Source organism: Acetobacter farinalis, assembly GCF_011516935.1.
GTDB lineage: Bacteria > Pseudomonadota > Alphaproteobacteria > Acetobacterales > Acetobacteraceae > Acetobacter > Acetobacter farinalis.
This window is the reverse complement of the sequence record NZ_WOTF01000003.1, coordinates 59,112-71,921: the sequence shown is the minus strand read 5'-3', so window position 1 is coordinate 71,921 and position 12,810 is coordinate 59,112. Positions and strand designations below refer to the sequence as shown.

The following is a 12,810-nucleotide window of genomic DNA, read 5'->3' as shown; positions in this document are numbered from 1 at the left end:
ACGCCGCAGGACCGCCTCAGAAAGAGGCGGCCTGTGCAGCATGGGTGGCACGCGCATACCCCGGGCTTGCCGGGGATAGTCCGTGTGTCAGCCCCTCCCGGAGCTGGCGGCCCACGGGGGTGTTCGGGTCAATCAGGCCATTGCGCAGGAACAGGTCGATCAGAACGAGATTGACGTTGAATTTGAACTGGTCCGTATCGCGCACCAGTTCATAAACATCCTGAAGAGGCATCAGGTGGAACGATTCCACTTCACCATCCGCCGCGATGGGTGAGAAGCTCTCAGGCAGGAACAGATCATAACAGTACAGAATGTCACGCCGCAGCCCTTCAGGGCGGTCCAGCGCGTAGACAATACGGCCCACCTGCTGTGCCTGTGCGGCAAGCTCTTCCTGAATGCTGGCTTCTTCCGCTGCTTCCTTCAGCAGGGCTTCCCACGGTGTGTGGCCAGCGGGAACGCCGCCTGCCACCAGATGGTCCAGCTTGCCGGGGTCCAGACGCTTGTTGGTCGCGCGGCGGCCCGTCCAGAGGTGGAGGCCGTCCGTCTTGCGGACCAGACCATTCAGATGCACGCCCACCGCCACCAGCCCGAACAGGGGCAGAGCACCCCGGTCAATCCGGCCCAGCACGGGCTGGTCTACATCCGCCATCACATCAAACAGTTCATGGTGAGAGCGGTAAGCACCTTCCCGGGCCAGATCTTCCCCCAAGGCTTCCAGATCCGCCGGGTCCGGCAGGGTAAAGCCGCTGGAGCGGGAGCCCAGCCCGCGCTGTTCCAGCGTGGGGATCAGGGAGGGAGTAACCCACCCGGCCTGTTCCTGACCCAGAAAAAATGGAAAACGCGCACCGGGCACGACGGCGGTGTTGCATTGCCTGAGATGACGAAGAAAAAGCGTATCGTCCAACGGCATCGGAAATCCTGTCGTGCTTGAATGAGACCATCAACGCGCAAGGCGTTTGTGTTTATCCGGTGTCTGCAGGGGAGAGGCAAGGTGCGTCGGGGTTGCAAAATTATGGGGGCGTGCCACATCCGGCATTATGTCACCACGTAATTCTGCTCCGTCGGGGCGGCTGAAACAGCCTGCCTCGGTCACTCTCTCTCGTCTTCTCCCCTACCTCTGGCCGCGTGAAAACAGTGGGCTGAGGTGGCGTGTCGTGCTGGTGCTTCTGGTGCTGGTAGGGGGGGAACTCGCCACTCTGGCCGTGCCCGCGGCGTACAGCCGGGTGGTGGACCGTCTCTCCCACCCCGGCAGTCTGGCCATGGCGCCTGTGGCGCTCATTCTGGGGTATGGGTTTATGCGGCTGCTGTCCGCCGCCCTGACCAACTTGCGGGACTCGCTGTTTGCCCCGGTGCGCTTCCGTGTGGCGCGGCAGGCGGCGTTTCGCAGTTTTGAGCATATGCACAGGCTTTCGCTCCGCTTCCATCTGGACCGCCGCACCGGCGGTGTCACACGCGCGATCGAGCGCGGCACGGAAGGGGTGGAAACCCTGCTGCGCATGGGCATGTCCATTTCTCCCACCATTCTTCAGTCCCTGCTGGTTGTGGCGGTGATCTGGCGGGTGTTTGACTGGCGCTATGTCAGCCTGATGGTGCTGATGATCGGGGCCTATATCGGCTTTACGGTTCTGTTCACCTCATGGCGGCTGGGCATCAGACGCCGGATGAATGAAACCAACAGCGAGGCAAGCGGCAAGGCGCTGGACAGCCTGCTGAATTACGAAACTGTCAAATATTTCGGGAATGAGGCGCACGAGGCCACCCGGTATGACAGCGCTCAGGCGCGCTACGAGCTGGCCGCCCGCACAACGCAGTATTCTCTGGGACTGCTCAATTTCGGTCAGGCCGCCATTATCGCGGTGGCTCTTACGCTGATCATGCTGCTTGCCGGGCGAGATGTTGAGGCCGGGCGGATTACGGTTGGTCAGTTTGTCATGATCAATACGTACCTGCTCCAGCTTTACGGGCCGCTGAATTTTCTGGGGTCTGTGTATTCCGCCATCCGGACCGCCATGGTTGATCTGGAACAGATGTTCGGCCTGATTGAAGAACATGTGGAAGTGAAAGACCCGGAAAACCCGCTGCCCATCGCCACCCGGCTGGCTGAGTCCGCCCCGGCGGAGGTTGCGTTCCGGGATGTCCGGTTTGGCTATGGGCCTGAGCGTGAAATTCTGCACGGAGTGAGCTTTGTTGCGGCCCCCGGCAAGAAGCTGGCTATTGTCGGCTCGACCGGAGCGGGGAAATCGACCATCAGCCGCCTGCTGTTCCGGTTTTACGATACCTGGTCCGGTTCCGTGCTGGTGGATGGGCATGATGTGCGGGAATACCGGCAGGCGGACCTGCGGGCGGCCATAGGCGTTGTTCCGCAGGATACCGTGCTGTTTAACGAAAGCATTGGCTACAACATTGCCTACGGACGGCTGGGAGCTAGCCCGGAAGAGATTGAGCAGGCGGCCCGGCTGGCGCAGATTCATGATTTCATCATGTCTCTGCCGGACGGGTACCAGACCCAGGTGGGGGAACGCGGGCTGAAGCTGTCGGGTGGCGAAAAACAGCGCGTGGCCATTGCTCGTACAATTTTAAAAGACCCGCGCGTTCTTGTGCTTGACGAGGCAACAAGCGCGTTGGACACACATACGGAACAGGAAATTCAGGCAGCCCTGAAAACCGTTTCCGCCCGCCGCACTACGCTTGTGATTGCACACCGCCTTTCCACCATTGTGGATGCGGATGAAATTCTGGTGCTGGGGCAGGGGCGCGTGATTGAACGCGGAACGCATGAGGCCCTGCTGGCTTCTGGTGGTCAGTATGCCGCCATGTGGGCAGCGCAGGGGGCTGAAAGCATTGCTGAACGGATAGCCGGATAGGCACGCTGCCCCTCCGGAGGAAGCCCGTTCCGGCGAATCGGATACAGCATCGTCGTATCAGCCGGTGCTTCAGGAAGTGAAGGAAGAATGAACCATGACAGAAACAGCTGGTAACACCCCCGCAGAGACACCCTCCAGCGAAATGCCGGCCGTGCCGGAAGATCTGGCCCGCTGTGCCATGGTGATTGAAAGCGCGATGGAGCACCTGCTCAAGGAAAATCATCCGCCGTTGGCCGTTGCCTCCGCCCTGCTGGGGGGCGCGCTGGGTCTGCTGGCTCGCAGCATGGATCGGGACACGATCCTGAGCATTCTCGACTCCGCAGCGCACAGCGTGCGTTCCGGCGAGATTCATGCTGCAACGCAGGCGCAGTCCGCGCCGGAAAATGAGAAAGCCTGAGGTCAACCCTTGACGGAAGGCGCTTGCTCAGCCATAAGCCGCGCCAATCCTGAATGTGGTCGCCGGGCAACGTGTCTCGGCCCTCTGTTTCTATTTCAAGACAAGGATGAGACAATGTCCCGTCGCTGCCAGATTACCGGCAAAGGCGTTCTGACCGGAAATAACGTCAGTCACGCCAACAACAAAAGCCGTCGCCGTTTCCTGCCCAACCTGCAGGAAGCATCCCTGATGTCCGACATCCTGGGCGCTTCCGTGCCCATGCGTGTCAGCACCCGTGGCCTGCGCACCATTGAACACAATGGTGGCCTTGATGCCTTCCTGATCAGCACGCCTAACCGCAAGCTGCCGGAAGAAGCTCAGGTCGTGAAGCGCCGCGTTCTGCGCGCTCAGGCCAAAAAACAGGCTGCCGCTGGCGCCTGATTCAGGGGTTTCCTACCTACAGTCCGTCCGGGCCTGTCTAATCTGACGGTCCGGATTTGCTGTGCAGGTGTCTGGCAGGGTGTCAGGCACTTTTCGTCTATCGGCCGGTTTCCGGCAGCCGGGCTTCCTGAATTGTACAAGGATCAGCACGGTGTTCGGTAGCCACAGGCGCGAAGGGCTTCCCGTCGCGCCTGACCTGTTTTCTGGAGGTTTTCGTGTCCGCTAAATCCGACCTTTCGAAGATCCGTAATATCGGTATCACCGCGCATATCGACGCGGGCAAGACAACCACGACCGAACGTATCCTGTACTACACCGGCGTTTCTCACAAAATTGGTGAAGTGCACGACGGTAACACCACGACCGACTACATGGCCCAGGAGCGTGAGCGCGGGATTACCATTACGTCCGCTGCCGTGACCTGTGAGTGGAACGACCACCGCATCAACATCATCGACACCCCCGGACACATCGACTTCAACATCGAAGTGAACCGCTCCCTGCGCGTGCTCGATGGCGCCGTGTTCATTATTGAAGGGGTTGCCGGTGTTCAGCCGCAGTCCGAAACCAACTGGCGTCTGGCTGACCGCTACAAGGTTCCGCGCATCATCTTCATCAACAAGCTCGACCGTACCGGCGCGAACTTCTACCGTGCATTCGACACGCTGAAGGAAAAGCTGGACATCGTCGCGATCCCGCTCCAGCTGCCGATTGGCGTGGAAGACCAGTTCCTCGGTGTGGTCGATCTCGTCGAGATGAAAGCCATCGTCTGGGAAGGTGGTGAACTGGGTGCGAAGTTCCATGATGAGGAAATTCCGGCCGACCTGAAGGAAAAGGCTGCTGAAGCCCGCCAGAACCTGCTCGACACCGCTCTGGCTGTCGATGACAAGGCAATGGAAGAATACTTCGAAAACGGCGATGTTTCTATCGAAACGCTGAAGCGCTGCATCAAGAAGGGCACCATCTCCGGTGAGTTCCGTCCCGTCCTGTGCGGCACGGCCTTCAAGAACAAGGGCGTTCAGCCGCTGCTCGACGCCGTGGTTGACTACCTGCCTGCCCCGAACGACGTTGAAGGCATCCGTTGCGCTCCGCCGGAAGGTGAAGATGACAATGAAGCCGCCCAGCCGATTATCCCGGTTGATCCGGATGGCAAGTTTGCTGGTCTGGCCTTCAAGATCATCAACGACAAGTACGGCACGCTGACCTTCGTGCGCGTCTATCGTGGCGTGCTCAAGACCGGTGATACGGTTCTGAACACCACGAAGGGCCACAAGGAACGTATCGGCCGTATCTACCAGATGCATGCTGACAAGCGTGAAGAACTGACGGAAGTGCACGCTGGTGATATCGCCGCGTTTGTGGGTCTGAAAGACTCCCAGACGGGTGACACGCTGGCCGATGCGGCTGATCCGGTTGTTCTGGAGCGCATGAGCTTCCCGATCCCGGTTATCGACATCTCCGTTGAGCCGAAAACCAAAGACGCAGTGGAAAAGATGACGCTGGCTCTGCAGAAGCTGGCCAGTGAAGATCCCTCCCTGCAGCTGAAGACGGATCAGGAAACGGGTCAGACCATTCTGTCCGGCATGGGCGAACTGCACCTCGACATCATCATCGACCGTCTGCGTCGTGAATATGGTGTGGATGCAAACGTTGGCGCACCGCAGGTCGCGTATCGTGAAACCATCTCCAAGCCGCACACGGAAACCTACACCCACAAGAAGCAGTCTGGTGGTTCTGGTCAGTTCGCTGAAGTGAAGATCTCTTTCGAACCGCTTGAGCGGAACGATGGCATTCAGTTCGAGAACAAGGTTGTCGGTGGGACCGTGCCGAAGGAATATATTCCTGCGGTTGAAAAGGGTATCCGCGTTCAGTCCTCCACTGGTGTGCTGGCCGGCTTCCCGACGGTGGACTTCAAGTTCACCCTGCTCGACGGTAAGTACCATGACGTTGACTCGTCCGCTCTGGCGTTCGAAATCGCGGCCAAGGCCTGCTTCCGTGAAGGCATGAAGCTTGCTGGTCCGGTTATTCTTGAGCCGATCATGGACGTGGAAGTCACCACCCCGAACGATCACGTTGGTGACGTTGTGGGTGATATCAACCGCCGCCGTGGTATGATCCAGAGCCAGGAAACCTCCGGGTCCACCGTTATGGTTCGCGCTCATGTGCCGCTGAAAGAAATGTTCGGCTACATTTCTCACCTGCGCTCCATGACGAAGGGCCGTGCGTCCTTCACCATGCAGTTCCATCACTACGACCCCGTGCCGCGCAACGTGGCAGAAGAAATCATGGCTCAGTCCAAATAAGCCAGTTTCTTCGGGATTATCTCCGGATACAGAAAAGCCGCCTCATTACGAGGCGGCTTTTTTTTGTGCCTGTATGCTGGTCTGCATGCTGTGCCAGCGCGTGTGTGCGGATGACAGTGTTCCGCTTGTGTGGTGGCGTGCCAGTGCCAAGCCGCTATGCCAGTGAGCAATGGGCAGTGAGCAGTGAACAGTGAACAGTGAACAGTATGGTAGTGCTGGTCCTGATCCTGATAGCCGTATGCGGTGAACGCGGTGGTCATGGCAGCGGGCGCGGGCTGGCCTCGCAGGTGCAGGATATGGCTGTTGGTGTTGTGTGACGGCTGAGCACGCTCTCTGGCAGTGCGCCTCTCTGGCCGCGAGGGTAGTAGGCGGGGGCGGGCTGACAGATCAGCCCAAGGGCATCAGTTCACGTCCGCCTCATTGCCCGTTGCATAGGCCGCATCTACTTGGCCGTGCAACGGAGCGTTATCCGGGTAGTGGGGAAAAGGCGCGTTCAGCCGAACGCGCCAATGTCGTGGGTGATCCCGACACTGATTTCCCGCAGCAGTTCAAACATCTGCTGCATGGGAATAAAGATTTCCCGATGTTCGCGCCCGTAGATGCTTTCCTCACGCGGGCCGCGGGGTTCATAAAAATCAAGGTTGGAGGCGGCTGTTCCTGAAGGGAAAATATGGACCATCTCTTGCAGGACCGCCGGAATTTCCAGACACAGGATCTGCTGCATCATCACATCCCGATTAAAGCCGCCGCGCGGCATGAAGAACGGGATACGACAGGCCAGCATCCAGATCCGCTCGATCAGCGCGATACGGATGGCATGCAGGGCGCGGTTGTGGGGAGAGCCGTGGGGGACATCTTCCCACGCTTCCCGCAGAGCGAGGTGGTCTGCCTGAATGCGCCGGAACATCGTGCGCAGGTCCGCTGAAAGGTTCAGCTTTTCCAGATCATGCATCAGGGCCAGAAAAACGGCGCGGCGTGGCGCGGTGGGCTCCGCTGTGGCGCGGTCCAGCCAGTAGCCGGGGTCCAGCAGATTGATCACGCATTGCAGGACCCGGTCATCCGAGCAGGCCAGCGCATGGCGGGCAAAATCCAGTGCGCGATGAAAGCGCGGGCTGGAACTGTTGAAAATTTCAAATGTTTCGGGGTGGCGGCGCGCAGCGGCCCCCAGCCCTTGCAGGGTATTCGCACACCAGCCCAACTGCTGAAGAATGGCGTTGTTGGGAATGGCGCGAAGCTGGCTGGGGTGGGTCAGGCGGGTGCGGGTTGCGGCCTCGGCACTTTCGCGTGCCGGGGGGCGGGAGCCCGTGCGGTCAATCAGTGCCGGGCCGAAAGCACCGAGCAGCGCCGCATAGCCGGGGTCTTCCACCAGCGCCTGCATGCCTTCGGAAATGCTTGAGAAGAAATCCGCCGAGAAGACCGGCTGTTCGTAAACAGGGTCTCCCTCCTGCGGCAGCGGGTTGAACAGGTTTTCCGCAATGGTGGCCAGCGTGGCTCCGGCCAGATGCGGTGTGCCGAACAGCAGATAACCATCTCCGCCCTGAAACGCCGTTTCCTCCCGGCAGGCGATGCCGGTTTTTGCGAATTCAGCACGGACATGGCGGGGAGAGAGATAGCTCAGCCGCCCGGCCATGCGGAACGGATGGGCGCCTCGGCCAATGCTTTCGCCATGTGTGTCAAAGAAAATGACGGTCACATTCTGAAGGTTCCAGCGCACCAGCAGATCATGAATACGCAGGCGCAGGCGCTCGATCAGATAGGTTGCGGCAAGCTGGCCGACATAGCGCCCGGAATCCGAATATCCGAACTGGAAGCTGATTCGTCCGGTGCGCTGCACGTAGGCGCGCCATGTGGGGGAGCGGAGAGCTTCCTCCACAATCCGGTCACCATGGGCCAGCGCTTCTTCCGTTTCAAACAGCGGAGAGATTTCCACCTTGTCCGCCACGCCGAAGTAGCGTGCCGCCCAGAGTGCCGCCAGCAGGGTGTATCCGGTCTCTGTTTCGGCAATCAGGAAGCGGACAGGTGTTTGCGCATCAATGTGTTTGGTGATTTGCGCAACCGTCATCATCAGGCGGCCAGCAGTGGAGGGGTCACTCATCAGCGCCCCGAAATCCACCGGGACGGGGGTTACGCTTTCCAGCGCGTCATTCAGGCGGTTGAGCTGGGCGCGCCGATGCGCGGGATTGCCCGGGTCATCCGGAATGGCAAGCTTCTGGCGGACAAAATTATGGATCTGCGTGGCGTTCAGGCGGACATGCGTATGCGCCAGCGCCAGCCCGTGCGCCATGAACCCGGCGCGCGCCACAGCCAGTGGCAGGCGGGCCTCGGGGGGAGCCGCATCAAGGGCGGCCTGAAGATCGTCCGCCAGATCGTCCGCGCTGAGCAGGGCTGTCGCGTGGTGATTGACCAGAGCATCAGCAAACCGGGCGACGGAGTCTGCATCCGCACTGGTAGGCGTGGCGGTGATCTGTGCCTGCACGCAGGTGATGGCGTTCTGCAGCCGCTCGACCAGAGCCGGGGCGCTCACGCCGGACGCGGCAATTTGCGCCTCCAGACGTTCAAGCTGGAACAGCTTCATGCGCAGGCGCAGGCGGAGCGTATCCCACCAGCCGATATCTGTGCGACCATCCGTGTCATACCCCACCCAGCTTGTGGCGATGACAGGGCGCGGTGTGATGCTCATCCAGGCTTCGGGCCATTGCTGGCGGGCGGTGTCCAGCAGGGATTCGGCCAACTGGTCTATGGCATCCCGCGCACGGATGATGGCCTGTGTCGCGAGGGTGAATTCTTCTTCCAGCGTCGGATGTTCTTCCCGCCGGTGTGTTTCAAAAAACGGCGCTGTGTCCGGCAGGACCGCGTGCGAGGCACATTCCGCCAGCGCGGTATAGACCGCGTTGCTGACAGCAAAGGTCGGGTGCGCGGTAAACACGGCCGCAAAGCGCACGGGGCTGACCGCTGCCTGAAAGGCTTCGGGTGAGGGCACGGGCAGGGAGGCAATCACCCGGCGGGAAACAGCCGCCAGACGTTTTGCCGTGGTATCGGCGTCCGCCCCGCCGACATAGCGATGCAACCGCCTTGCCCGGCGCAGGAACGCGGAATCCCGCAATGTCCGGATCAGGGCGGTCACGTCTGCGAGAGACAGACGCTCTTCCTCCAGCGCATCGCCCAGTTGGCGGGCTGAAGAAAGAACGGGGTTCACACCTTCCGTGGGTGGCGGTGCGTATGTTTCGAGAAGGATGGGTGCAAGAATGGTTTGAAGCGTAGGAGAAAGGGTAGAAAAATCCATTGTTGCATCTTGCTCTGTTGTGCATTGCGGCAGGGTTTGAAGCGTAAGGTCTTACAGTTTCATGTCTGCCCTTCCGCCGCAACACGCTCACGCACTCTTGGGGGGCAGGAAGGGGAGTGCTATTCACAATAGCATGACGTCATACCCCGATACCGAAGGCGATGTTGCCGCCAGAAAGACACTCAAACGTTATCAGCGTGCGGCAACGGGCCTGCTGGTGGGCATGGGTGGGCTCACTGTGGCGGGCTATGCGGCACCCGCTGCCGGATGGGTGAAGGATGGCTTCTGGCTGGAAATGCTGAGAGCGGGAGCGCGGGCCGGTGTGGTGGGCGGGCTGGCGGACTGGTTTGCGGTGGTTGCGCTGTTCCGCCACCCGATGGGGCTGCCGATTCCCCACACCGCGATTCTGCCCGCCCAGAAAGAACGGCTGGGCCGTGCGCTGGGGCGCTTTGTCTCCGGGCAGGTCTTTACGGAAGCCGAGGTCGCGCGTGTTCTTGAACAGGTCGATATTCCCACCTTTCTGGCAAACATGCTGGATGACCCGGCAACACGGGAAACACTGACGCGCTCCGTTCTGTCCTCCATGCCGAATATTCTGGACCGGCTGGAAGATGGAAGGGCCAGTGGCGCCATTGGCAAAATCTTCCCGCGCCTGCTGGGGAACAGCAATCTGGCCCCCATTGTCGCCCGGGCACTCCGCAGCCTTGTGGATGATGACCGGCATCAGGAAGTGCTCTCCTTCCTCCTTGAGCAGATCAAGGATGGCCTGCAGGCGCGGGAAGGGGCCCTGCGCACCATGATTGAGGAGCGCGTGCGTGAGCAGGGGGGGCGTCTGCTGGGGTGGGCCATCGGCGGGTCCATTGCCACGCGGGTGCTGACAGCCGCCAGCAAGGAGCTTGAGCGGGTTGATCCGCAGAACTCCTCCCTGCGCGAGGGCTTCACCGCATGGGTGCGCTCCCAGATTGACCGGATCGAGACAGATCCCGAGCGCGGGCGTGATATCTCGGTGGCCATTATGGGTGTGCTCTCGCATGAGAGTGTCGTGAGCTGGTGGGCCGATATTTGGCAGCGATTCCGGCGGCTGGTGGAAGCGGATGTGGAAGACCCCGATGGCCGCATTGCCTGCCTCGTGCAGGAAGGGCTGACCCATATCACCGGCCAACTGCGGGAAGACGCGGTCATGCGCCAGCGGATTCTGGAGAGTGTCGATAAAGCCATTCTGAAGGCGCTCCCCTTTGTGCGTGAGCGGATGGCAGACTTCATTGCCCGCGTTGTGGCCGGGTGGGATGCCGTGCAGATTGCGGAAAAACTGGAACTGCGCGTGGGCAAGGATCTGCAGTTTGTCCGCTTTAACGGCACGCTGGTCGGGTTTGGGGTGGGGGCCCTGCTGTTCGCGCTTCTGAGGCTGCTGTTTGGCCTGAATGCTCAATGAGATAGTCCGTGCAAGATCCCGTCCGGACATCACGATAACGGTACTGCGTCAGAGCTGATGCTTTTGGGTTGACCTTTGGCGCGCTTCGCCCCATGTGTCTGAAACAGGACCTGACTGGTCTCCAATCACCTGATGGCAGGATCATGCTGAAACTTTCCCGTCTTGCGGACTACGCGGTTGTGATACTTGTCAATCTTGGCGAGCAGGATGGCGTGGTCACGTCTCCGGCCCTTGCCGCCGAGACAGGTGTGCCCGAGCCCACCGTGGCGAAAATCCTCAAGGTGTTGTCCGCGCACAAGTTTGTGCTCTCCCAGCGCGGGGCCCGAGGGGGATACCGGCTGGCGCGCCCGCTGGCGGAGATCTCCGTAGCCAGCGTTATTACGGCGGTGGATGGCAAGATTGCGCTGACAGCCTGTGTGGACGGGGGAGAGTGTGATACCGGCATCTCCTGCGGCATGTGCGGGAGCTGGGATACCATCAACAAGGCTATCCGGGACACGCTGGAAGGGATTTCGCTGGAGGTCATGCGCCAGAAGAGCGCATGCGGTGCAGCCATGACGAAAAGAAACGCGCTGATGAGCGCCAGCATAAGACGCGAAGGGGCTTGAACAAATGCCGGCAGTCACCGAAACGCGTGAAGCAGTCGAACAACTCGGTCAGTCTTCCTATAAATGGGGCTTCGAGACCGAGATTGATATGGACCTCGCCCCCAAGGGGCTGACGGAAGATACCATTCGCCTGATTTCCGCCAAGAAAGAAGAGCCGGAGTGGCTGCTGGACTGGCGCCTTGCGGCTTTCCGCGCCTGGCAGGGCATGAAAGAGCCCACATGGGCCAAAGTGTCTTACCCGCCTGTTGATTTTCAGGATCTGCATTACTACGCGGCTCCCAAAAAGAAACCCGGCCCGAAATCGCTTGATGAAGTGGACCCGGAACTGCTGCGGACCTACGAAAAGCTGGGCATTCCGCTGCATGAGCAGGCGATGCTGGCAGGCGTGGAGGTGCCGGAGGGAGAGCAGGCGCGTCTGCCGGTGGCGGTGGATGCGGTGTTTGACAGTGTTTCCGTTGTCACCACCTTCCGCAAGACGCTGGAAGAGGCAGGAGTGATTTTCTGCCCGATTTCCGAGGCCGTGCGTGAACATCCGGATCTGGTCCGCCAGTATCTGGGGAGCGTGGTGCCCGCGGGCGATAATTTCTACGCAGCCCTGAACTCCGCCGTGTTTACGGATGGTTCCTTCGTGTTCGTGCCCAAAGGTGTGCGCTGCCCGATGGAGCTTTCCACCTATTTCCGTATCAATGCCAGAAATACCGGGCAGTTCGAGCGGACGCTGATTGTGGTGGAAGATGGCGCTTCCGTCTCCTATCTTGAGGGCTGCACGGCCCCCATGCGGGATGAAAACCAGCTTCATGCCGCAGTGGTGGAACTGGTGGCGATGGAAGATGCCTCCATCAAATATTCTACGGTGCAGAACTGGTACCCGGGCGATGAAAACGGCCGGGGCGGGATCTATAATTTTGTGACCAAACGCGGCGCATGCCGTGGCGCACGCTCCAGAATTTCCTGGACGCAGGTGGAAACCGGCTCAGCCATCACATGGAAATATCCGTCCTGCATTCTGCAGGGGGAAGGCTCTGTGGGAGAATTCTATTCCGTGGCGGTGACAAACAACTGCCAGCAGGCCGATACCGGCACCAAGATGATCCATATCGGGCGGAATACGCGCTCGACCATCATCGCCAAGACCATCAGCGCCGGCCGGTCGGACAGCACGTATCGTGGCCTTGTGCGCGTGCTGCCGAAGGCATCCGGCGCGCGGAATTTCACACAGTGCGACAGCCTTCTGATCGGGGATCAATGTGGTGCACATACCGTGCCCTACATCGAAAGCCGCAATATGGGCGCGCGCATTGAACATGAAGCCACAACCTCCAAAATCTCGGAAGACCAGCTGTTCTATTGCCGCCAGCGCGGGCTTTCCGAAGAAGATGCGGTGGGGCTTATCGTCAACGGATTCTGCCGTGACGTGCTGAAGGAGCTGCCCATGGAATTTGCCGTGGAAGCCCAGAAATTATTGCAGATCAGCCTCGAAGGCAGCGTAGGGTAAGGAAGGGC

At 60.2% G+C, this 12,810-nt stretch carries 9 protein-coding genes; 7 read left to right on the top strand and 2 right to left on the bottom strand.

All coding sequences use genetic code 11. The features are described 5' to 3' along the window. Positions 1-16: 16 nt before the first annotated feature. Positions 17-910: an NUDIX hydrolase gene (locus GOB82_RS05230; RefSeq protein ID WP_166120611.1), complete on the bottom strand. Its 894-nt coding sequence runs from the start codon at positions 908-910 to the stop codon at positions 17-19. Positions 911-1,037: 127 nt separating this feature from the next. Here GOB82_RS05230 and GOB82_RS05225 point away from each other — a divergent pair, with 127 nt between their 5' ends. From GOB82_RS05225 to fusA, 4 genes are all read left to right on the top strand, one after another. Further along, positions 1,038-2,864 (top strand): ABCB family ABC transporter ATP-binding protein/permease, encoded by a 1,827-nt coding sequence (locus tag GOB82_RS05225; RefSeq protein WP_166120608.1) that lies wholly within the window; start codon positions 1,038-1,040, stop codon positions 2,862-2,864. A 94-nt stretch (positions 2,865-2,958) separates the two neighbouring features. Then, on the top strand, positions 2,959-3,261 hold the full coding sequence (locus tag GOB82_RS05220) for a hypothetical protein (RefSeq protein ID WP_194300378.1): 303 nt from the start codon (positions 2,959-2,961) through the stop codon (positions 3,259-3,261). A gap of 114 nt (positions 3,262-3,375) precedes the next feature. After that, positions 3,376-3,681 carry a 50S ribosomal protein L28 gene (gene rpmB, locus GOB82_RS05215; RefSeq protein WP_166120605.1) on the top strand — a complete coding sequence of 102 codons (306 nt, stop codon included), beginning with the start codon at positions 3,376-3,378 and terminating at the stop codon, positions 3,679-3,681. A gap of 215 nt (positions 3,682-3,896) precedes the next feature. Next, positions 3,897-5,984: an elongation factor G gene (gene fusA, locus GOB82_RS05210; RefSeq protein WP_166120602.1), complete on the top strand. Its 2,088-nt coding sequence runs from the start codon at positions 3,897-3,899 to the stop codon at positions 5,982-5,984. A gap of 493 nt (positions 5,985-6,477) precedes the next feature. Here fusA and GOB82_RS05205 read toward each other — a convergent pair whose 3' ends face one another. Continuing rightward, positions 6,478-9,267, bottom strand: a complete 2,790-nt coding sequence (locus GOB82_RS05205) for a phosphoenolpyruvate carboxylase (protein ID WP_166120599.1) — start codon at positions 9,265-9,267, stop codon at positions 6,478-6,480. Positions 9,268-9,400: 133 nt separating this feature from the next. On the opposite strand from GOB82_RS05205, the gene GOB82_RS05200 reads away from it, so the two are divergent. The 3 genes from GOB82_RS05200 to sufB all read left to right on the top strand — a co-directional run bounded on the left by GOB82_RS05200 (position 9,401) and on the right by sufB (position 12,802). Continuing rightward, the gene (locus GOB82_RS05200; RefSeq protein ID WP_377791802.1) at positions 9,401-10,699 is read left to right on the top strand and encodes a DUF445 domain-containing protein; all 1,299 of its coding nucleotides are present in this window, start codon (positions 9,401-9,403) and stop codon (positions 10,697-10,699) included. 143 nt (positions 10,700-10,842) lie between these two features. After that, positions 10,843-11,307, top strand: a complete 465-nt coding sequence (locus tag GOB82_RS05195; protein ID WP_166120593.1) for an SUF system Fe-S cluster assembly regulator — start codon at positions 10,843-10,845, stop codon at positions 11,305-11,307. 4 nt (positions 11,308-11,311) lie between these two features. Then, entirely contained in the window at positions 11,312-12,802 is a 1,491-nt protein-coding gene (gene sufB, locus GOB82_RS05190; RefSeq protein ID WP_166120591.1) for a Fe-S cluster assembly protein SufB, read from the top strand. Positions 12,803-12,810 lie beyond the last annotated feature (8 nt).